Below are 22,601 nucleotides of genomic sequence, written 5' to 3'. Positions count from 1 at the left end.
TTGCCGCTGGGTTTCCCTCAAAGAATTTGACTGTCTGGCCGAACAGCTAAATAAAAACAGTACTAAAACAGAAAATGATAACCGCATCATTTAAATTTGATATATCTTAAGCGTAAAGTATATTTAAAATTCAGAAAAATCCCTGATTTTTAATTTTTAAAGTCAACGCAATATACAATAAGCTGATAATATGAGTAATTTACTGGAACGTCACCAGCATATTCTGGATCTGATCCGAAAGGAAGGTAGTATTAAAGTAGCAGATCTTTGTGGCGCCCTTAATGTATCTTCGGTAACCATAAGAAAAGACCTCCAGTTCCTGGAAGACAAACAACTGCTGTTCCGGACCCATGGAGGTGCTACCTTGACAAATCCCTATATTACGGACCGCCACGTGGATGTCAAAGTGACCCTTCAGGCGATTGAAAAACAAAAAATAGGTGCTTATGCAGCCGGACTGATCGAACCAAATGACTGCATCCTGATAGCCTCCGGTACTACGGTACAGTTTTTTGCCCGCAACCTTTTTGAAAAAGAAAGTCTTACTGTCGTTACCTCTGCTTTGAACGTGGCATTTGAATTGATCAACCACCCGGGCGTGGAAGTTATCCAATTGGGGGGTGTGATGCGTAAAACCGCCGCTTCAGTAACCGGCATTTATGCAGAAAAATCATTGCAGGACTTTTCCTGCAGTAAATTGTTTCTCGGCGTGGATGGCATTGACCTGGACTTTGGGCTCACCACCTCCAATATGATGGAGGCCCAGCTCAATAAGCAAATGATCAATTCCGCTCAGCGAACCATTATTCTGGCTGATTCCAGCAAGTTTGGAAAAAGAGGTTTCGGAAAAATTTGCAATTTTGAAGACATTGAGCAAATCATTACCGACAGTAATGTACCCGAAAATACAGTAAAAAAGCTGGCCAGTATGGGTGTAGAAGTGACGATTGTCTGAATCACCAAGACCCGATCATGCTTAAACCAGGGTACGCACACCTTCGGCAATTACTGAAGAAAATACACCCGGCTGGTAACCGATACGCTCCTGATAAAAATCGCTCAATTGCTGACTGTAGTCATCAAAACTGTCTTTTTTCACCAGGGCAATGGCACAGCCCCCAAAACCGGCGCCAGTCATACGGGCACCAATACAATCTTCAAAAGACTTGCTGAACTCCACAATGGCATCCAGTTCTGCACCGGAAACCTCATAGAGTCGCTGCAGGGATTCATGAGATGCATACATCAGCTCGCCAAATCTTCTGATATTGCCCGCTACCAGGGCCTGTTTGGCATCCTTAACCCGTTTATCCTCGGTCACGACATGCAGGGCCCGATTGGCGACGACCGCATCCGTAATCAGTCCCCGATGCTGATCAAACTGCTCGGTCGACAATTCACAGAGATGGGTTATACTTAATTCCTGCTGCAGTTCCCGAAGGGCCGTACGGCACTGCTCAAAACGTTCGTTGTATTTGGATTCTACCAGTTTTCTCGGTTTATTGGTATTGATGATTGCCAGGATATAATCTCCAATTTCAAAAGGCAGGTATTCATATTCGAGGGTATCACAGTTAAGCAGTACCGAATGCGCATCCTTGCCCATCGCCACCGCGAACTGATCCATTATGCCACTGTTCAGGCCCATAAAGTCGTTTTCGACCCTTTTGCCCAAAAGTGCCAGTTCCACCCGGTCCAGGCCCGCCTGGTATCTTTCGTTAAGGGCATGGGAGGTAAGGACTTCGATGGATGCAGAGGACGAAAGTCCGGAGCCGATGGGCAGATTCCCGGAAAAAAGGAAATCCATTCCCGACAATTTCACGCCGGACTTCAGAAATTCATTGATCACGCCCAGGGGATAATTGTACCATTCCGGACCCGTTTTAACATAACGATCCTGAAGCGGTACTTCAATATGCTCAGGAAAATCGACCGCATGAAATCTCAGCATACCATCATTATTCGGCGCTACCAGCAGGGTGGTTCCCATCGTAATGGCACAGGGCATCACCAGGCCGCCATTATAGTCGATATGTTCGCCAATCAGGTTCACACGGCCTGGACAGAAATAAATATTTTCAACGGTTTGCTTATAAATTCTCTCAAATTCAGACTGAAGATGTTCGATAGTCATTTCAATTATATATTTTTATCAAAATTAAATTTATGGCTGAAATAGCAGAACAACAGTTTGGCAAACATCCGAACGGCAAAGATATTTTTGTGTATACCCTCACGAACAATGCAGGAACCATCGTAAAAATCACCAACTACGGCGCCATTATCATGGCGATAAAAATAAAGAAATCCGACAACACTTATAATGATATTGTTTTAGGCTTTGATGTACCGGAAAAATACTGGAGCCCTGACTACCTGGCCAACTACCCTTACTTTGGTGCCGCTATCGGTCGATATGGCAACAGGATCGATAAGGCAGCCATTGAAATTGACGGCCAGCAGTACCAACTGAATAGCCATAACCCCGGTTTCCAGCTGCATGGCGGCGTGGAAGGTTTTGATAAAAAAGTATGGGAAAGGCTCCCATCCGGTGAAGAAGAACTGGTATTGCAGTATATCAGTCCGGATGGAGAAGAAGGTTTTCCCGGAGCGTTGACAACCCGTATCATCTTCCGGCTCAATGATGCGAATGAACTCAGTTACGAATACCGGGCTGAAACCACCCGTGCCACCGCAGTCAACCTGACCCACCACAGCTATTTTAATCTGAACAATGGTCAGGGAGATATCCTGCAGCATCACTTAAAGATCCAGGCTTCCCAATACCTCGAGCAGGATGCCAACTACTGTACGACCGGGAATGTATTACCAGTGAAAGGAACCCGCAATGATTTTTCCGACTATAATGAAACCGGAAATATCGCGCAGCCCGAAGACGGCATAGACATCAGTTATCCACTGGACCAGCCGGGTATTGAGCGGGTTGCTGCTGAAGCCTATTGCGACGAACAGGACATCAAATTGCAGGTGTTCACCTCTGAGCCCCTCGTTCATTTATACAATGCTTACGGCGCCCCCAGTATTGAAGGAAAGGAAGGCACTCCCTATCATCCATTTTCAGGTTTTTGTTTTGAAACCCAAAAACATCCGAATGCCATCAGAATCGCCGGATTTCCGAAGACGATTTTGAGACCCGGAGAAGAATTTTATTCGAAAACCATTTATAAAATTGTCAACCGATAGTGAACCCGGGCATCAGGCGGGGCCATCGCTTTTACGCCTGTTAATGGGGTCTAAGCCTGCCCGGATCCGGAAAAATATTGCAGCTCTTCATTCAGATCCAGGAAGGGATACTGCAGCATCAGTGCCTGGGTTTTCTCCGCATGTGTTTTCAGAAACTGCAAATGTGCATTGGACCGGGGTTGGAACGGCCTGTGCTTTCGGGCAATCGTGATCTGACGCAGTTCTTTCATCAACTGCCGGGACGTTGCGTCAATACATTTTTCGGTAAACTGTTCCATTACGAAGCTGGTTGCCTGGTAATTGGGATGTGCCATATCCACATCGTAAAACCGGTAATCCCGCAATACATCAATGACCAGTTCATAAGCAGGAAAATAATGAACTCCGGGAAATTTCTCCACCAGGTGGTGTACGACTTCTATCAGGCGGGCCTTGCTTCGGTTGTTTTCTACTACGCCATCACGAAGATGTCGGACCGGACTGACGGTAAACAGTATATTGATGCCCGGATTCAGGGCCCTTAGCCGGTGATAGGTATTGTCCATGGCAGCGATCATCTCTTCCGTTGTCAACAGCTTCTTATAAAACCACTGTCCGGGCGCGCGGTGGCAGTTCGCTACATGTACATCCTGACGTTCCTTTTCCGGATTGTCCGAAGAAAGGATATAGGAAAATGCGGAACCCAGGGTGATGATCACCCAATCCGCCTGTTTCAGAAACGCATGTGCCTCGGTCACACTTTGATTGATACCGTCCAATACCGCCTGTTTATCCATGCCGGAAAACCGGGAATGATGATGCCAGCTGTGCCAGACTTCATTGAGATAAAACAGATCTTTTTCCGTATAGCGGCGATCCTCCAGGCAGGCGACCAGACTATGGCGGACACTGGCGGGTTCAAAAAGGATACCATGAGGATTCTGGAGGATATTGAATTTATGGTCTGCCAGGGCTGCGCCGATATGTTCCGTAAAGCAGGACCCGATCAGCAATATCTTATCCCTGTAACCTATTGGCCTGGGAAGTGCTTCAATATTGATGGTGGTCATAAAATCCATGGCGTTGGAATTTTAATTAGGATCGGTTCGGGACCCCCAGCGATCTTTGCCGCATGACTTCATAAAGTATCATACCGGTGGCGACAGAAACATTCAGGCTCTCAAAATTATTCTTCATCGGAATGCTGATGGACTGGTCGCAGATTTTCAACAATGCCGGATAAATACCTTTTTCCTCACTGCCCATCACAATGGCTGCCGGAACCGTGAAATCACATGTAGCAACAGGAACGGAACCCGTCATTTCACTGGCAAATACCTGAATCCCGTTCAGATGAAGTTCATCCACGGCTTTCATGAGACTATTGACCCGGCAAACCGGAATATGATCCAGCGCTCCGGCAGAAGTCAGCAGCGCATCCTCATTCAGCGCCCCCACCCCCTTATCCGGTATGATGAGCGCATGAACCCCGGAACACCAGGCAGTTCGGGCGATCCCTCCGATATTGCGAATATCGGTAATACCATCGAGTATCAGCAGCAGGGGCGGCTCACCGGATTCCACCACTAGGGAAATCACATCCTGCAGGTTCTGGTATTGTACCCGGGCGATCTGGGCAATATAGCCTCCGTGCTCCGGAATATTAAAACTATTGAGTTTTTGCGTCGGGACTACATTTACCGGTACGCCGTACCGTCCTGCCAGCTGCTTTAAATCCGCTATTTCCCGGCCCGGAAGCTTTGTGTCGATATAAATCCGGTCCAGGGCTTTACCGGCCTCCAGGGCGGTCGCAATGGCTTCCCTGCCGGCTACCAGTGATGACTTTTTGGGTCGTTGGGGAGATCTGAAATTTTTCACCAGACAAAGAAACTAAAAAGCAGCTAAACCACAAGAAACTACCTGGGGTGAAATACCGGTCGCGGCTACAAAACCAGTAAACCGTCCAGCCACCGAAACAGGTAAACCAGCAGCCAGATCATCAGAAAAAGCACCACCAGCATGGTCAACAGGATCGTAAGAATGACAGGCCAGGCGCTGCCCCGGTGTCTGCCCTCGGTATAATGTTGGGTCAGTAAATTGACATTACGGGTATTGGCCCGGTAAACAAAATCAAATACCCAGCCCAGGACAGGTATCGCCCCGATTAATGCATCCAGTGATGCATTGGCCACCATCCGGGCCACAACCCTGCCCGAAGCCCCGTGTTTGACCATGGTAATGATCAGCACGATAGAAATCAGATAAGATCCGATATCGCCTCCGAAGGGTATAAAGTTGAGGATAGGATCCAACCCGAATTTCAGTCCGCCAATGGTAAATTCTTCGTCCATCAGTTTACTAATCCGGCGGACCATTTTCAGCCGGTCGTCTGCAACAGGCGGTCCTTTTATTTTTTCAGGCGGCTTCAACATGGGATTTAAATTTTTCCCTGCAAAAGCAGGAGTTGTATTTTCTGAATGGCAATTATTGATAAGGCATCTGTAATCCGACCCTCCTCCACCATCTTGACCACCGTTTCAAAAGGCAGTTTTTGCATGCGGATGTCTTCGGTATCTTCCGGAGCGGCGGGGCCCTGCTTCAGGTTTTGGGCCAGAAAAAGTATGCCGTATTCATCGCTGACGGAATTCGACAAATGCATGCGCATCAGTTCGGTCCAGTTACCCGCCACCAGGCCTGTTTCCTCCTGTAGTTCCCTTTTGGCAGCGTCCAGGTAAGCCTCGCCTTCCGGACACCCCCCTTCGGGAATCTCCCAACTATAGGCATCCAACACAAACCGATGTTGTCCAACCAGATAAGTATACTTATCTTCGTCCAGCGCAATAACCGCGATTGCGGCATTTTTAAAATGCACTTTCCCATAGATGCCTTCGCCCCCGGCAGGATTGATGACATCGTATTCTGTCAATCGGATCCAGGGGTTATCATAAACAAGTTTCTCTTTTTTTATTTTCCAGGGATTCTGTGTTTCGCTCATTATTGGAGTAAAGTTTGCATTGTAAAAATAGCCGGAACCAGTTAAAAGACTAAAAAGAATATTTTTGTACAGCACTTTAAACGAATTGTTAAATTTAAAATCCATTTAATTATGAAAAATCTATTCCTATTTGCCGGTATAATTTCTACGGGTATGCTGTTTTCTTGTGGCAATGCAGCAGAAGGCGATGCAAACAGTGAAGACTCAGTCACTACGGAAACATCCATAGAAGCGACTTCGGAAGGTACGCAGGTGGGTCAGGCCAACCTGATGTCCACTTCAGATACAACACAAAGTATCGGGACTGCCAAGTTTTATCGCCTGGATGATGGCCAGATCCGTCTCGATCTGGAAATCAATGCCACATCCCGTGCCGATAGCAATGTAGCGGTACATTTCCACGAACATGGAGATTGCGGCAATAAAGGCGACAATACACACGGACACTGGAATCCAACCAATCAGCAACACGGCGAATGGGGTTCTGCTGCTTTCCATATTGGTGATATCGGCAACCTGCAGCTGGATGCTAATGGCCATGCGACAAAAACCTTAACCACGAATCTCTGGAGCGTTGACGATACAGCAAGCAATAATATCATCGGAAAAGCGCTGATTGTTCATGGTGGGACAGATGATTATGTATCCCAGCCTTCCGGCAATGCCGGACCACGCATCGGTTGCGGCGTTGTTACCGGTTTATAAAACATACCGTAAATCCCAATGGTCCTTAACCAATGGGTAGTTCACAATAGGCTCAGTTAGCACTAATATATAAAGGCTGCCCGCGGGCAGCCTTTATATATTAATATCAGGTAGTGTGGGACCGCACTAGAAGAATACCCCCAGCCTTAAGGCCCAGCGGTTCAGTGCGACTTTACCATCATTCCATTTCTTATTGGAAGTTACATCGGTAAAACCATTTTCAAATCCGATACCAAAATAAAGATCGGTTTTATAGCCGAGGTTATATTCACCACCGGCACCCAGCATTAGTCCCATGTTGACCTTATTCAGGTCTTTCATCACCCTTTCATTGGAACCGGAACCTTCCGCCGCTTCATAATCCATGCGGGCGCCGATCATGGCATCCAGATAGGAACCGAACTGACCCCACCAGCGGAAACCGTTGACGGGATTGGTTTTCAGTTTAACAGTCAGGGGGATTTTCAGGTACTGTAATTTCAGGTCATAGGTACCGGCGCCGTAACGGCCAATACCCTCTTCAGTGGTCTTGAGGGAACCGCCGGTATGGTCCACTTCTACACCGGTAGCGAATGCGCCGCGACCATCACTAAAAAGGATGTCGGCCATCAGACCATAATTGAAACCGAATTTCCCGCCATCCTTTTCCACACCATTATCAAAAGGTTTCAGGGTATTGGAGAATACCGGGTCCAACTTAAAGCCCAGGCGTACAGAACGTCCGTAAACCTCATTTTGGGCAAATGCCGTAGCACCCATAGCAAATAGCAGGGTACCGGCTAACAGAATTTTTTTCATGCGATAAGATTTAAATTAACTGCGCAAATATAGCGTTATATAGAATATTTCTATTATACAATATTCACTTCAGGGGAAAGAGAAACCCCAAATTTCTGTAATACAGCTTCCTGCACCTGCTGACATAGCTCCAGAATCTCTATTCCGGTAGCCCCGCCATAGTTAACCAGCACCAGGGCCTGCTTTTCGTGGACACCGGCATCGCCCTTCCGGTATCCTTTCCAACCGGCCTGCTCGATCAGCCAGCCCGCTGCGAGTTTAACGGTACCTTCCGGGTTGGCATACCCGACAATCCCGGGAAATTCCGCCTGTAAGGCTTCAAAAACGGAAGCCGAAACCGAAGGGTTCTTAAAAAAGCTGCCGGCATTGCCGATTTTAGCGGGGTCTGGCAGTTTGGCGCTCCGAATGGCGATCACCGCCTGGGCGATGGCACGAATCGTCAGCTGGGTTACCTGTTGTTTTTCGAGCTCCTGCCGGATGGCCCCGTACTCAATTTGGAATTCCGGTCGTTTCAAAAGCCGGAAAGTCACATCGGTGATCACATACTGATCTTTATACTGGTTTTTGAAAACGCTCTCCCGATAGCCAAATCCGCAGTCCTGATTTGAAAAACACCGGATGATACCTTCACGCCGGTCCAGTGCATGGAGTTCATGCAACCGGTCCCGGATCTCAACACCATAAGCACCTATATTCTGCATAGGGGCCGTACCCGCCAGTCCCGGAATCAGCGCCAGATTTTCGACTCCCGCATAATCCTGTTCCAGACAGTACATCACAAAGCCATGCCAGGATTCTCCTGCGCCGACCCGGATATAAACGGCATCGGCATCCTCGCCTGTTTTTTCGATGCCCCGGATCTGGTTTTTCAGGACCAGCCCGGGCCAGTTACGGGTCAGCAGCATATTACTGCCCCCGCCTAAAATCAGTACCGGCAATTGCTCCTGCCCGGCCCAGGCCAGTCCCTCACGCAGGGTATCGACATTGTCGAATGCCATAAAATATGCCGCACGGGCAGCTATTCCAAAGCTATTATACGGTTGCAGAGAAATATTTTGTGCGAGTTCCTTCATGCTGTCCCTTCTAAAATTTTAAATAACATCTACATCGGGGATAACGACTACCGCGCGATAGCGCTTCTCCTGGTGCATGACGGCCACCTGATGGAGGATATCCGCCTTACATTGTTTTAACAGGCCGGTATTTCTGGAAAGCTTGATCAGCAATTCCATCAGGTACTGCCCGCGGATTCTGTTGACCACCGGTTCAGCCGGACCGTTGAGGTAAGGACCGTAACGGTTACTCAGACTCTGACTGAAATGTAAGGCGGCCTCCTGTACGACCTCTTTCACTTTATGGCGAAAGGTCAGTTTAATAATGCGGGTAAAGGGCGGATAGGAAAACTGCTCACGTCCGCTCAGTTCCTTTTCATACATGGCTTCGTAATCGTGGGCAGCTACCTGGAGCAGTACCGGATGATTGATTTGTGAACTCTGGATCAGTACCCTGCCAACGGTCTCCTTCCTGCCTGCCCGACCACTCACCTGTTCCATCAACTGAAAAGCCCGCTCGTTGACCCTGAAATCTGCAAAGGAAAGGATCCCGTCGGCATCCAGTATTCCGACCAGGTCTACCTGTTCAAAATCCAGTCCCTTGACCACCATCTGGGTGCCCACCAGTATATCCAGCTGCTGCTGCTCGAACTGCTGTATCAACTGATCATGGGCGTTCTTGCCGCGCACGGTATCTATATCCATACGGGCGATACGGGCCTCAGTGAACAGCTCCTGCAGTAACTCTTCGATGCGTTCTGTTCCGAACTTCTTCTGAGAAAAATCATGACTGCCACAGGCTGCACAGGTCTCCATGGGTGGATAACTGGTACCACAGTAATGACAGACCAGTTTGTTGTAAAACTTATGAAAGGTCAGTGAAACATCACAATGCCGGCACTGCGGGATCCACCCACAGGTATTGCAGCGCTGGTAGGGTGTATAGCCCCTGCGGTTCTGAAACAGTATGACCTGCCTTTTACGGTGGAGCACGGCGGAAATGGCCTCCCGCAATGGAGCAGTCAGTATCGCCTGTTCGGGCGTTGCGCCTCCATGGCGCCGGATATCTATCAGTTCAATTTCGGGTAATACCGATCCGCCGAAACGTTCTTTCAGCTGCACCAGACCATATTTTCCGGTTTTGGCATTGTAAAAAGATTCCACAGAAGGTGTCGCACTTCCCAGAACAGCTTTACAGCCTTCAAAAAGTGTGGCCATAAATATCGCCGCATCCCGGCCATTGTAACGTGGCGCGGGTTCCATCTGTTTATAGGAACTGTCATGTTCCTCGTCACAGATGATCAATCCCAGTTCGCTAAAAGGCAGAAAAACAGCGGAACGGGCGCCCAGTATGATTTTAAGTTCCCCGCTGCGCACTTTATTCCAGATTTCGATACGCTCATTCTGGGAAAATTTGGAATGATACACGCCAATATGGCCACCAAAATGCTTTTGCAGCCGACGGATGGTCTGTGAAGTCAGTGCGATCTCGGGTAACATATAGAGCACCTGTTTGCCGGTGCGCAACTGTTCTTCGATCAACCGGATATATACTTCAGTTTTACCGCTGGAAGTCACGCCGTGCAGCAGGCAGACATCCCGCTGCAGGAGACTGGATCTAATCGATTCAAAAGCGGACTGCTGTGCACCGGACAGTTCAAAATGCACCTGAATGTCTTTGGGCAGGTAACGGATTCGGTCCACCCTTCTTTTCTCAGTCGTCAGGATCCCTTTTTCCACCAGTCCCCGGAGCTGGGCATCCGTAGCACCGGATTTTTTCAACAGGCCGGATTTGGTGATTTCACCTTCGGTGCGCTGAAAATGCAGGTAACTGAGCAATAATTCCAATTGTTTTCCGGCGCGTTGCAGGCGTCGGTCTGAATCCAGCAGGACCTCCAGCGCCGCTTCGGACTGGTAATCCGGATGCAGGCTGATATAAGTTTCGTTTTTCGGTATATACGTCTCTTTCAGGGCCTCCCAGACAAAACAGATCCGTTGCTGAATCAGCCGGTTGATCACCGGATACACATGACTGAGTTCCAGGATCTGCTGTACTTCATCCAGCTTGAGCTCCTTTCGGATCGACAAAGCCTCAGCAACCAGATAGGCTTCATTATCCAGTTCGGTAAAATCGTCCCCCGCTTCTTCGTTGAACACCAGAATGGTCTCACTGCTGAGTTTGAAATGCGCCGGCAGGGCGGCGGCCATGACCTCACCCTGGGTACACATATAGTAATCTGCCAGCCATTGCCAGAGCTGCAGTTGCTCTTCATAAATTACCGGCGTTGCATCCAGTATATTGAGAATCTGTTTTGGCTCAAAAAACTCCGGCGTATCATGGTGAAGGCGTTTGACGATACCGGCATAACGTTTGTTTCTACCCAGGTTCACTTCCACCCGGCAGCCTTCACGAAGGTCTGCTGCCATGGCTTCCGGGACCTCCCAGGTATAATTCTGCGGTAGGGCCAGCGGAATGATTACCTCAGCATATAGCGGGCGGTCCGGCTTTTCGGGATGTGTATTTTGAATTGCTGCCATCGCCTGCAATTTAAAGTAAATACTATTTGTGCTCGCCATTTACCTGATCCGGCTGCACCCATTCGGCTTTATACTGCAGCAGTTTCTGCTCCATCTTTTCAAAAACCTGTTCTTTGAGCTGGGCTACAGCAGTGTCCCCTGCGACTGAAACGGGTACCTGTTCCAGATAGACCACCCGGCAGCGGCCCGGATTCAGCGAAAAAAGACTGCCATAATGCATCCTTCGATAGGTATCCAGAAAGAGGACGGGTTGTATCGGCGTGCCGGTTTCCACCGCCAGTTTAAATGCCCCGTTATAAAAGGATTTCAGGGGCTGACCGGTTTCATTAAATGTTCCTTCTGGAAAAACGAAAATGGAAATGCCTTTGCCAAGTACCGAGCGCAATAGCTTCAGACTGGCCGCCCGATGACTGGCATCACTGCGGTCCACGGTAACAATCGTATTTCGGTAGATGAATCCAAAAATCGGCACCCGGGTCATTTCTATCTTACCCAGGGGACGCAGGGGTTTTCGGAATGCCTTGACCAGGACCGGAATATCCAGATAGGAAATATGATTGGCAATTATTATCTGACGGCAATCCGGATCAAAAGGCGCTTCATAAATTTTCTTCATCCGGATTCCGCAAAGCGCAAACCAACAGTCTGCCCAAAACACACAGAGCCGGTAGATCATATTGCCGCCCCTGATCCGTCCGAAAAAACTGGCCAGGATCACGAAAGGAAAAATGAGTAACATCAGCAGTACAAACCAGAAAATGGCATACAAACTGAATAAAAAACGAATTAAACGCATCTGCCGGCAATTGAATTTTGAGCGTCAAAAATAGGCATCTGCTGCTGTATCACCACAACGATTGACCCGGTTGGCCTTTCTTACGTATACGCGGGACCAGATCCGGCTGTCCCGGTCAGGAATTTGAGCGTCGGAAAAGGGCTGAGATAGTGACCACCCCTGTTCAATCCTTCTACCAGGCTGAATATCAATTGCTTTCGTTATTAATCCACAAAACTTTACCTTTGCAGCCTTATGCAGGGCGCTAAAACAGTGGCATTTCATACTTTGGGCTGTAAACTCAATTACGCCGAAACCTCTTCCATCTCCAGAATGATGGAAAATGAAGGTTTTGTAAAAACAGCGTTTACAGACCGGGCGGATATTTATGTCATTAATACCTGTTCGGTCACCGATAACGCCGATAAGGAATGCCGGCAACTGGTACGACGTATCCAGCGGAAAGCGCCCGAAAGCATTGTTGTTATAACCGGCTGTTATGCCCAGCTAAAGCCCAAAGAAATCGCCACCATACCGGGTGTGGACCTGGTATTGGGTGCGGCAGAAAAATTCAATATTACCCGACATATCCGGGAATTATCAAAAGGTGATGCCACGAAGATCTGCAGTTGCGAAATTGAGGATGTCAGTGGCTTCAATGCATCTTTTTCCATCAGCGACCGGACACGCAGTTTCCTGAAAGTACAGGACGGTTGTGATTACAACTGCTCCTTCTGCACCATACCCATGGCGCGCGGCCGGAGCCGGAGCGACAGTATAGAAAATGTGCTGCGCAATGCCCGGGCACTGGCGGACAGCGGCGCCCGTGAAATTGTACTCACCGGCATCAACCTGGGCGATTTCGGCAAAGGAGCCGAAGGCCGGCATAGCCTTTCCTTTCAGCAGCGGGAGGAGAATTTTTTTAAATTAATACAGGCACTGGACGCGTTGGAAAGCATCGACCGGTTCCGTATTTCTTCTATTGAACCCAACCTGCTGACCAATGAAATCGTTGAATTTGTCGCCAACAGTAAACGGTTCATGCCGCATTTTCATATCCCGCTACAAAGTGGCAGCAATAAGATCCTGGGCATGATGCGACGGCGCTACAAACGCGAACTGTACAGCGAGCGGGTGGGATTGATCAAGACCCTCATGCCACATTGCGCTATTGGCGTCGATGTCATCGTGGGCTTTCCCGGCGAGACGGACGAAGATTTTAAGGAAACCTATGATTTCCTCCACCAGCTGGATATCTCCTACCTGCACGTTTTTACTTATTCGGAAAGAGACCATACCCAGGCCCTGGAAATTAAACCAGTGGTACCGATGGCAGTCCGACACGAACGCAACAAAACCCTGCGCAATCTGTCGTATATGAAAATGCAGTATTTCGAGAATCAGCATGCCGGACAGACCCGTAAAGTCCTGTTTGAAAATCACAATAAGAACGGCATGATGGAAGGTTATACCGACAACTATATCCGGGTCAGTACTCCTTATAAGGCGGCATGGGAGAACGCCATTCTCGAATGGCAATTATAGCCCGCTTTAATCCTGATTATTTCTTGCGCTGTTTATAGGAATCGTTCAGCCCGTTCAACACCTGGGAGGTGATATCGTAGGCCGTATCGCTGTAATAAAACAATCCCGGCTCATAGGAGAATATGAATGAATAAGCGCCGCGGGCATTAAATTTTTTCAGGTATTCCTGGATGTCTTTCATGACACTCAGATTCTTGGAGCTCAACCAGTGGCCAAATTCTTCTTCGAGACTCTGCTTGCGTTCACCCATCTGGCGCATGGTATTTTCCATGTCCCGGCGGGCCGCATCAGCTTCCTGTTCGGTCATGGTAGGCGCTTTTTTCTGATACCCGTCCAGTTTGGTACGGTAATTTTTTTCCATCCGGTTCAACTCGGCGTTCATGGCTTCTCTTTTCTTTTCCACTTCTGCCTGCGCTTCTTTGGCCAGTTGGTATTTATTCTGGATGGAATCCATGTTGATATAGGCGATCAGCACTTTTCCTGCGTTGGCGGAATCCTTTCCGTGAGGCGCTGCCACGGCGGAAACATTTTGGTTGCCGGAGAATTCCCGGAACAATAAGAAGGAAACCGCGATAACAAGTAAGGCATTGACTATCAATAGCGCCTGCTTCATATTTCACTACTTTTTTAGGTCCGCAATATAACAATCAATTGAACAAAAAACGAATATATATCTTTTTCTTAGGAAAGGCTTAACGGAAATCCCGACTACTTGAAAAGCTTGCGGACGATATTGCTGATCTCCACGAAATCGCCATGATTGCTCACGGACCGCCGCTCCAGTCCATTGTAGTCATCAGAATCCGTATGTGGGAATATCAGCAGGTAATTTCGTTTGGTAAAACTATGGTTGAGCATCTCGGGTACAAAACGCATCTGGGGCACATAAGAGACCATATTGCGCTTGGCCATTACAATGATCAATCCCTCATTATCATCGATTTCCTTTGCGGCATCTTCGACATCTTTCCATTGGGTAATCGGATGGAAGCTCGCTTCAATGCTCACTTTTTTGATGATCCGCTGTAGCAGGTCGATGGTGGGCTGAAAGGCATAAAAGTCCATCACCGCACCGGTGTTCTTGGCGATATTCCAGATCCGGAGCAACACATAAAAGAACCCCGCTTCCGCCTCTGCCTTCGGCGGCAGAAAAACAATATAACGGGTCATGGTGGACGCCGGCTGCACCGCATGATAAACGTACAGGTTTATTTTTTCATTTTGCAGATATCCGCTATAGATATTATATACCAGTGAGGGTGAAAAATGCTTCCCGGGCTGCACGGCGATCACCAGGTCGGTAATGCGCTTTTCCTTCACCACATTATTGATACCATTGATCACATCATTATCGAACCGGGTCAGGGGCTGCAGGGTTACGTCATTGGCCGCCGCATTGTGCACGGCTTCCTTCAACAGGGTCTCGGCATTCTTTACCGAAGACTCCCGCTTCTCTTCGTTAATTACATTGAGCGCAAATATATCGTCCGTATTGGACTCCTGTTTCAACAGCATGGCCAGGTTCACCATACGATCCACGGTATCGGCATGATTCAAAGCCAGCAGTATCTGCTCTTCCTCATGGGTATTACCCGCCACTTTGGCCTCATTATCGCTTTGGGCAATCTTACGTGCATTCGCCATCGATACAAAAGAGGAAATCGTACAGGAAACCAGAATAAGCAGGATGCTGCCGTACAGGACATGATCGTCCAGCAAACGCACCGGCTCCCCCAGTTCGTTCTCTGAGATAATGATATTGTAACCTACCATGACGGTCGCCAGGGTGGCCGCCGCTGAGGCGGAACTCAATCCGAAAATCAAACCACCTTCCGCCTTCGTCAGCCGGAATGTTTTCTGGGTCGCCATTGCTGCCAGGTATTTTCCGCCAATGGAAGCGACGATCATGATGCCGGCTACTTTAATGGTTTCCCAGCCGTTAAAAAACATCCGTACATCCACCAGCATACCCACACTGATCAGAAAAAACGGAATGAAAATCGCATTCCCGACAAACTCTACCCGGTTCATTAAGGAAGAAGTATGGGGAATCAGCCGGTTCAGTGCCAGACCGGCCAGAAAGGCCCCGATAATCGCTTCTACACCGGCAAGCTCGGCCAGCATGGCCGCCAGATAAATCATCACCAGTACGAAAATATACTGGGAAATCTTGTCATCTACCTTTTTAAAAAACCAGCGGCCGATTAAGGGAAAAACCAGCAGTACGATCAGCCCAAATGCAATCACCGAAACCGATAGCCGGATCCAGAACACCGAGTTGACTTCTCCCTGTGACATTCCAACGATAACCGCCAGTACCAACAGCGCCAGGACGTCCGTAATCATGGTACCCCCGACAATAATATTGACCGCCTTATTTTTTACAATTCCCAATTTACTGACCAGCGGATAGGCAATCAGTGTATGGGAAGAAAACAGGCTGGCAAAAAGGATGGCGGTAAATAAAGAATAATGCAGCAGAAACCGGCCACCGATATAACCGAGCGTAAAAGGAATCAGAAAAGTATAAATTCCGAAAGTCAGACTTTTCCACTTATTCTTCTTGAACTCTCCCATATCTATTTCCAGTCCGGCCAGAAACATGATATAGAGCAGTCCTGTAGTACCGGTCACGACGATACTACTATCGCGCGGTAATAAATTAAATCCACTGGGGCCGATGGCCGCACCGGCAATGATCAATCCCAGTAAATGAGGCACTTTGATTTTATTGAGCAACAGGGGCGCGCCCAAAATGATGATGAGCACCACCAGAAATTTCATTACAGGATCTTCAATAGGCAGCGACATGCCATGAATGTTCAGCCATTCCATAATAAAGACTTATTTAGGATTGTTCTTGTTTTTAGTCAGCTCAACCGAAAATTTCGCGGTACAGCTATTGTCTACCGTTACCGTCCTGGTGCCTTTCATTTTATCCGGACCAATTTCGTTAATTGTAATGCGCATGAGCACTTGTTTTGCCGCCGCAGAATCGGTCGCAAATACCAACCCGATGGTACTGTCGCGATAACTGCCTTGATAAATCCTTACCAGATGGTCGTTGCTATGCACTTTCGAAACCAGCCTTGTGGAATCATACCCGAATTCCCACTGATCGGACCGCACATCCCCTATTACATAATTGGTACAATCGGATTCAACACATACGACCTTGCTGTTCCACAGACCAATGACATCGGCCGGCCAGTACTCCTGGATCAGCGTATCGGTCTGGCTGGCCAGAATACTGTCGCGCATGCGGAGCAGGGATTGATAATCTGCTTCCTTCAAGGCAAACTGGTGCTCCCGTTCCAGCAGGAGTGATTCCCGTTGCGCCAGGCGGGTTTCCCGATCTTGATCGATACAACCGGAAACAAAGAGGATGGTTAACAAAACAAAAGACGAAACTCTGATCAAACTAAAAAACATGCAGTATTTATTTCTTGAACTGTTTTAAAGATAGTCTTTTATAGCCGGCTTTCCAAGCGATTCAGCCTCCATTCTGAAACGTGCCAACTAAAAGGGAGCAGTCAAGCTGCTCCCAAAAATATCTTTGATGCCTCGCATCAGTCCACCCTGAATGAAATCTTGCAGATACACCCATAGCTGGCAACCTTACCATCTTTTACATGGGCTTTAATATCTTTTACATATACAGAATCAATGTTACGGATGGTTTTAGATGCTTCAGCAACTGCCTGCTGAATGGCATCATCCAGTCCCTTTTCAGAAGACGCAATCACTTCGACAATTTTTACAATGGCCATAGGATAAAATTTTAAGTTCGCAATTTGTTATCTACTGAAAGGTATCGTTTTTTTATAATATATCAGATTTCGCGACTACCAAACTACCGAACTCATCAGCCAGCTACAGAGAATCAATGGATTAGCCGGGTCTTTTTCCAACGGGTTTTTCAATGGCGCCGCATCCGAAGCGACGCGCTGCGCCAGGGAAGGATTTTCAGCGCAGCAGAAAAATATACTCTTCAATGATGGTATCGCGGGCAGGGGCAAAACCCTTATCAGACCCGGTTTTAACAAATCCGGCCCTTTCCAATATTTTTTGCGAAGCGATATTGTCAAAAGCGACCCTGCCATAAATCGGTCTTGTGGATTCCAGATCGAGAAATGCCTTCAGTGCCTTACTGCCAATACCCTGCCCCCAACAGGACCTGTCCAGCCAGTAGGTAAGTTCAGCATCGCCTTCCACCATAAATTTCGCAATGGAACCCACAATACGGTCGTTTACCAGAATGGTCTGGTTGTTAATGGTGGGATCGGCTAAGTACCGGGAATGCCGGTCCAGCCAGGCCGATTGATCGAAGCGGTCCCCGGGCGTAAAAGCGGCCATTCGGCCGGCTGCTTCGTCCTTTTGAAATTCAAAAAAATAAGACAGGTCTCCGGCAACTGTCGGTCTGAGTCGGATATGGGCAGGCTGGCGGGTCATATACTAAGGAATTAATCTGTTAGGCTTTCAAAGCTACGTTAAGATGCTGACACCATCCGCAACAGGGGGGTCGTATTTTCCAGCAGCCTTTTGAAAGTGGCTGGCGCCGAATGACCGAAAACGCTGCGGTTGGCTTGCCCCTGACAGGGCAAGCAAAAAAAAGGAGCCATCCGAAGACAGCTCCTGTATTATTCTTTAAGTGTAGATCTTATTCTTCCTCATCGAAAGCCATGGCTTCGCGGGTCGTTTGCAGCAGTTCGTATTCTTCCTTGCTACCTACGATCATGTTTTCGAACTCACGTAAACCGGTACCGGCAGGAATATGGTGGCCGGTGATCACGTTCTCTTTCAGACCCAGCATTTCGTCCGCTTTACCGTGGATGGCGGCGGAAGAAAGCACCTTGGTGGTTTCCTGGAAGGAAGCTGCAGAAATCCAGCTTTGTACACCCAGTGATGCCTTGGTGATACCCAGCAATGTTGGTGCTGAAGTAGCGGGTTGGGCATCCCTGAAATCTACCGGTTTCTTATCGGCTCTTCTCAGCACGGAGTTTTCTTCCCGGAGGTCACGCAGGCTGATGATCTGACCCGCACGGAGTTTAGCAGAATCACCCGGATCGGTTACCACTTTCTTCTCGTATACATAGTCGTTCTCGTCAACAAACTCAAATTTATCCACCAAGTCATCTTCCAGGAAGCGGGTATCACCCGGATCCACGATGCTCACTTTACGCATCATCTGGCGTACGATCACTTCGATATGTTTGTCGTTGATCCTTACACCCTGCAGTCGATAAACTTCCTGAATCTCATTGACCACATACTGCTGTACAGCAAACGGTCCCTGAATGGAAAGAATATCCTGTGGTGATACCTGACCATCACTCAGTGAAGTACCGGCTTTTACGAAGTCACCATCCTGCGCCAGAATCTGACGGGTCAGCGGCACCAGGTATTTACGGGTTACCCCATCCTTGGCTTCAATGATGATTTCACGGTTACCGCGTTTTACGGCGCCCATGGTAACAACACCATCGATTTCAGAAACTACGGCAGGATTACTCGGATTACGGGCTTCAAAGAGCTCGGTTACACGCGGCAGACCCCCTGTAATATCTTTCAGTTTACCCAGGATCCTTGGAATCTTCACCAATACCTTACCCGCTTTCACCTCATCGCCATCATCCAGCATGATATGAGAGCCAGTAGGTAAGTTGTAGGATTTTTCAGTTTTACCTTCCACCAGGATCGAAGGAATCTTCGTCTTATCCCTGGTTTCGATTACTACTTTCTCGCGGTGGCCGGTTTGTTCATCGGCTTCCTCACGGTAAGTGACCCCTTCGATCACATTCTCAAACTTCAGCAAACCGTCGGTTTCCGCAACGATCACATTATTATAGGGATCCCATGAACAAATCGCGTCACCTTTGGATACTTTCTGCCCGTCTTTGACCAGTAGGGTGGATCCGTAAGGAATATTATTGGTAATCAGCAGACGGTCATTCTTGGTATCGATAATCCGGACTTCCCCGGTACGACCGATCACCACTTTCACATCGTCACCTTCGTTATTGGTAGTAACAACAGAACGTACACCGTCAAACTGAATGGTACCGTCGAATTTGGCAATCAGTGTGGAATCCACCGATGCAGAACCGGCAACACCACCCACGTGGAAGGTACGCAGGGTCAGCTGGGTACCCGGCTCACCAATGGACTGGGCGGCGATGATACCAACGGCGTCTCCTTTCTGTGCCAGTACGCCGGAAGCAAGGTTTTTACCGTAACACTTCACGCAACAACCACGTTTGCTTTCGCAGGTCAGTACGGAACGGATTTCTATGGATTCAATACCGGATTCTTCAATCTTCCGGGCAACCGCCGCAGAAATCTCTGTACCGGCTTCAATAATCAATGCATCCGATTGGGGATCATAGACATCGTGCAGTGAGGTACGACCTTCAATACGGTCGGCCAGATGCTCGATGATGTCCTCATTATCTTTCAATGCAGAAATACTGATACCTCTTAATGTACCACAATCCTCTTCCGTGATTACCACATCCTGGGATACGTCTACCAGACGACGGGTCAGGTAACCGGCATCCGCAGTTTTCAGGGCGGTATCAGCCAGACCTTTACGGGCACCGTGGGTAGAGATAAAGTAATCCAGTACGTTCAGCCCACCTTTAAAGTTGGAAAGAATGGGGTTCTCAATGATTTCAGAGCCGGTCGAGCCGGATTTTCTGGGCTTGGCCATCAGTCCCCTGATACCAGCCAGCTGCTTGATCTGCTGTTTACTACCCCTTGCGCCGGAATCCAGCATCATGTATACAGAGTTAAAGCCCTGTTTGTCTGCGGCCAGTTCACGGATCAGGGTTTCTGTCAGGCGGGTATCTACCCGGCTCCAGATATCCACAATCTGGTTGTACCGTTCGTTGTTTGTGATCAGACCCATATTGTAGTTATCCCACACTTCGTCTACTTCACCTTTCGCATTTTCCAGCAGCTCTCCTTTGATCTCAGGAATAATCAGGTCATTGATGCTGAAGGAAAGGCCACCCTGGAAGGCATTACGGAACCCGAGGGTCTTAATATCATCCAGGAACTTGGCGGTCTTCGGTACATTGGTAATTTCAATAATATCACCGATGATTTCCCGCAGGTTTTTCTTGGTCATCAGGGCATTGATGAAGCCCACTTCATGGGGTACGAACTGGTTGAAGATGACACGACCTACCGTGGTTTCGATCAGTTTGTTCTCAATCTCACCGTCTTCACTTCTCACCCTTGCCTTGATCTTGATCCAGGCATGCAGGTCTACACGTTTCTCGTTATAGGCGATGATCACTTCTTCAGCAGAGTAGAAAGCCTTGCCTTCTCCCCGTACTTTTTCTTCATCGGTGGATTTCTTACCCTTGGTAATATAATAGAGTCCCAGTACCATGTCCTGTGAAGGCAGGGTAATGGGTGTACCATTCTGCGGGTTCAGGATATTATGCGAGGCCAGCATCAGTAACTGGGCTTCCAGTACGGCTGCGTTGCTCAAAGGCACGTGTACCGCCATCTGGTCACCATCAAAGTCGGCGTTGAAAGCCGCTGTTACCAGCGGATGCAACTGGATCGCTTTACCTTCGATCAGTTTGGGCTGGAAGGCCTGGATGGATAAACGGTGCAGTGTTGGGGCACGGTTTAACATGACCGGGTGACCTTTCAGTATATTTTCCAGAATATCCCAGATGACCGCTTCTTTCTTATCCACCAGTTTACGGGCGGATTTAACGGTCTTGACGATACCTCTTTCAATCAGTTTACGGATGATAAATGGTTTGAACAGCTCCGCTGCCATATCCTTGGGCAAACCGCATTCATGCATTTTCATCTCAGGACCTACCACGATTACGGAACGACCGGAATAATCCACCCGTTTACCCAGCAGGTTCTGCCGGAAACGGCCTTGCTTACCTTTCAGAACGTCAGAAAGAGATTTCAGGGCCCGGCCACCCTCTGCTTTGACGGCATTGGATTTACGGCTGTTATCAAACAGAGAATCAATGGCTTCCTGCAGCATCCGTTTTTCATTACGCAGGATTACTTCCGGCGCTTTGATTTCCATCAGTCTTTTCAAACGGTTGTTACGGATGATAACCCGACGGTAAAGATCGTTCAGATCAGAAGACGCAAAACGGCCGCCGTCCAGCGGTACCAACGGACGGAGTTCCGGAGGAATAACAGGAATATACTGCATGATCATCCACTCGGGACGATTGGTAATCCGGGTATTGGCATCACGGAATGCTTCCACCACACTCAGTCTTTTCAGGGCGTCTGCCTTACGTTGCTGAGATGTTTCTGTGGCTGCACTGTTTCTTAAATCAAAAGAAAGCTGGTCCAGGTCGATGCGCTGCAGCAGATCATGCACCGCTTCCGCACCCATTTTAGCTATAAATTTCTGGGGATCATCATCGGCCAGATACTGGTTGTCCTTGGGCAGGGCATCCAGAATGTCCAGGTATTCCTCCTCGGTAAGTAAATCACCATAAGCCTGTCCCTTATCTTCACGTACGCCCGGCTGTATTACCACATAACGTTCGTAATAAATAATGGTTTCCAGTTTCTTGGAGCTCATACCCAGCAGGTACCCGATTTTATTTGGCAGGGATTTAAAGTACCAGATATGTACCACAGGCACCACCAGTTTGATATGTCCCATACGCTCCCGGCGTACTTTTTTCTCGGTAACTTCTACACCACAACGGTCACAAACGATGCCTTTATAACGGATGCGTTTGTATTTACCGCAGGCACATTCATAATCCTTTACCGGTCCAAAAATCCTTTCGCAGAACAAACCGTCACGTTCGGGTTTGTAAGTACGATAGTTAATGGTCTCGGGTTTCAATACTTCACCGAAGCTCCTTTCCAGAATGGTATCCGGTGAAGCCAGGCCAATGGTTATTTTTGAAAACGCTGCTTTGGGACGATTTTCTTTTTTAGTAGCCATAAATCAAAGTATGCTTTGTATTTTTTTTGACTGAAACTTTGCTTCAGTCAGTTGATA

Annotated in this window: 19 protein-coding genes; 4 read left to right on the top strand and 15 right to left on the bottom strand. The window is 48.3% G+C overall.

Annotated elements, in window-relative coordinates; genetic code table 11:
- Positions 1–190 precede the first annotated feature (190 nt).
- Positions 191–955 carry a DeoR/GlpR family DNA-binding transcription regulator gene (locus tag ACYVI9_RS05155; protein ID WP_460761557.1) on the top strand — a complete coding sequence of 255 codons (765 nt, stop codon included), beginning with the start codon at positions 191–193 and terminating at the stop codon, positions 953–955.
- Positions 956–976: 21 nt separating this feature from the next.
- On the opposite strand, the gene ACYVI9_RS05150 is transcribed toward ACYVI9_RS05155, so the two are convergent.
- On the bottom strand, positions 977–2,134 hold the full coding sequence (locus ACYVI9_RS05150; protein WP_460761555.1) for a galactokinase: 1,158 nt from the start codon (positions 2,132–2,134) through the stop codon (positions 977–979).
- A gap of 32 nt (positions 2,135–2,166) precedes the next feature.
- On the opposite strand from ACYVI9_RS05150, the gene ACYVI9_RS05145 reads away from it, so the two are divergent.
- Complete coding sequence (locus ACYVI9_RS05145; RefSeq protein WP_460761553.1) at positions 2,167–3,204, top strand: aldose epimerase family protein; 1,038 nt, start codon at positions 2,167–2,169, stop codon at positions 3,202–3,204.
- 50 nt (positions 3,205–3,254) lie between these two features.
- Here ACYVI9_RS05145 and ACYVI9_RS05140 read toward each other — a convergent pair whose 3' ends face one another.
- The 4 genes from ACYVI9_RS05140 to ACYVI9_RS05125 all read right to left on the bottom strand — a co-directional run bounded on the left by ACYVI9_RS05140 (position 3,255) and on the right by ACYVI9_RS05125 (position 6,178).
- Positions 3,255–4,262, bottom strand: coding sequence for a GSCFA domain-containing protein (locus tag ACYVI9_RS05140; RefSeq protein ID WP_460761550.1), 1,008 nt, complete (start codon positions 4,260–4,262; stop codon positions 3,255–3,257).
- Positions 4,263–4,278: 16 nt separating this feature from the next.
- A complete protein-coding gene (gene rlmB, locus ACYVI9_RS05135; protein ID WP_460761548.1) occupies positions 4,279–5,061 on the bottom strand; it encodes a 23S rRNA (guanosine(2251)-2'-O)-methyltransferase RlmB in 783 nt (260 codons plus the stop codon).
- A gap of 65 nt (positions 5,062–5,126) precedes the next feature.
- Complete coding sequence (locus tag ACYVI9_RS05130) at positions 5,127–5,615, bottom strand: DUF4112 domain-containing protein (RefSeq protein WP_460761545.1); 489 nt, start codon at positions 5,613–5,615, stop codon at positions 5,127–5,129.
- Positions 5,616–5,620: 5 nt separating this feature from the next.
- Complete coding sequence (locus ACYVI9_RS05125; protein WP_460761543.1) at positions 5,621–6,178, bottom strand: NUDIX domain-containing protein; 558 nt, start codon at positions 6,176–6,178, stop codon at positions 5,621–5,623.
- Positions 6,179–6,289: 111 nt separating this feature from the next.
- Here ACYVI9_RS05125 and ACYVI9_RS05120 point away from each other — a divergent pair, with 111 nt between their 5' ends.
- Entirely contained in the window at positions 6,290–6,883 is a 594-nt protein-coding gene (locus ACYVI9_RS05120) for a superoxide dismutase family protein (RefSeq protein WP_460761541.1), read from the top strand.
- Positions 6,884–7,009: 126 nt separating this feature from the next.
- Here ACYVI9_RS05120 and ACYVI9_RS05115 read toward each other — a convergent pair whose 3' ends face one another.
- Genes ACYVI9_RS05115 through ACYVI9_RS05100 form a run of 4 tightly spaced genes read right to left on the bottom strand, consistent with a single transcriptional unit; the run spans position 7,010 to position 12,067 of the window.
- On the bottom strand, positions 7,010–7,681 hold the full coding sequence (locus ACYVI9_RS05115; protein WP_460761539.1) for a porin family protein: 672 nt from the start codon (positions 7,679–7,681) through the stop codon (positions 7,010–7,012).
- Between the two features lie 53 nt (positions 7,682–7,734).
- A complete protein-coding gene (gene murB / locus ACYVI9_RS05110) occupies positions 7,735–8,754 on the bottom strand; it encodes a UDP-N-acetylmuramate dehydrogenase (RefSeq protein ID WP_460761536.1) in 1,020 nt (339 codons plus the stop codon).
- An 18-nt stretch (positions 8,755–8,772) separates the two neighbouring features.
- Positions 8,773–11,271, bottom strand: a complete 2,499-nt coding sequence (gene priA, locus ACYVI9_RS05105) for a replication restart helicase PriA (protein WP_460761533.1) — start codon at positions 11,269–11,271, stop codon at positions 8,773–8,775.
- A gap of 22 nt (positions 11,272–11,293) precedes the next feature.
- Positions 11,294–12,067 (bottom strand): lysophospholipid acyltransferase family protein, encoded by a 774-nt coding sequence (locus tag ACYVI9_RS05100; RefSeq protein WP_460761531.1) that lies wholly within the window; start codon positions 12,065–12,067, stop codon positions 11,294–11,296.
- Positions 12,068–12,319: 252 nt separating this feature from the next.
- Between ACYVI9_RS05100 and mtaB the strand changes: the two genes are divergently transcribed.
- Positions 12,320–13,591 carry a tRNA (N(6)-L-threonylcarbamoyladenosine(37)-C(2))-methylthiotransferase MtaB gene (gene mtaB / locus ACYVI9_RS05095; protein ID WP_460761528.1) on the top strand — a complete coding sequence of 424 codons (1,272 nt, stop codon included), beginning with the start codon at positions 12,320–12,322 and terminating at the stop codon, positions 13,589–13,591.
- Positions 13,592–13,607: 16 nt separating this feature from the next.
- On the opposite strand, the gene ACYVI9_RS05090 is transcribed toward mtaB, so the two are convergent.
- The 6 genes from ACYVI9_RS05090 to rpoC all read right to left on the bottom strand — a co-directional run bounded on the left by ACYVI9_RS05090 (position 13,608) and on the right by rpoC (position 22,544).
- The gene (locus tag ACYVI9_RS05090) at positions 13,608–14,204 is read right to left on the bottom strand and encodes an OmpH/Skp family outer membrane protein (protein WP_460761525.1); all 597 of its coding nucleotides are present in this window, start codon (positions 14,202–14,204) and stop codon (positions 13,608–13,610) included.
- Positions 14,205–14,299: 95 nt separating this feature from the next.
- The gene (locus ACYVI9_RS05085; RefSeq protein WP_460761523.1) at positions 14,300–16,426 is read right to left on the bottom strand and encodes a cation:proton antiporter; all 2,127 of its coding nucleotides are present in this window, start codon (positions 16,424–16,426) and stop codon (positions 14,300–14,302) included.
- A 9-nt stretch (positions 16,427–16,435) separates the two neighbouring features.
- Positions 16,436–17,023: a hypothetical protein gene (locus ACYVI9_RS05080; RefSeq protein ID WP_460761520.1), complete on the bottom strand. Its 588-nt coding sequence runs from the start codon at positions 17,021–17,023 to the stop codon at positions 16,436–16,438.
- 137 nt (positions 17,024–17,160) lie between these two features.
- Positions 17,161–17,361, bottom strand: a complete 201-nt coding sequence (locus ACYVI9_RS05075) for a dodecin family protein (RefSeq protein WP_460761518.1) — start codon at positions 17,359–17,361, stop codon at positions 17,161–17,163.
- A gap of 196 nt (positions 17,362–17,557) precedes the next feature.
- Positions 17,558–18,043: a GNAT family N-acetyltransferase gene (locus tag ACYVI9_RS05070; protein WP_460761516.1), complete on the bottom strand. Its 486-nt coding sequence runs from the start codon at positions 18,041–18,043 to the stop codon at positions 17,558–17,560.
- A 208-nt stretch (positions 18,044–18,251) separates the two neighbouring features.
- A complete protein-coding gene (rpoC, locus tag ACYVI9_RS05065) occupies positions 18,252–22,544 on the bottom strand; it encodes a DNA-directed RNA polymerase subunit beta' (RefSeq protein WP_460761513.1) in 4,293 nt (1,430 codons plus the stop codon).
- Between the last annotated feature and the right edge of the window lie 57 nt (positions 22,545–22,601).

It is taken from the genome of Niabella terrae, assembly GCF_054783135.1.
The sequence above is the reverse complement of the archived record's forward strand: the minus strand, read 5'-3'. Positions and strand labels throughout refer to the sequence as shown.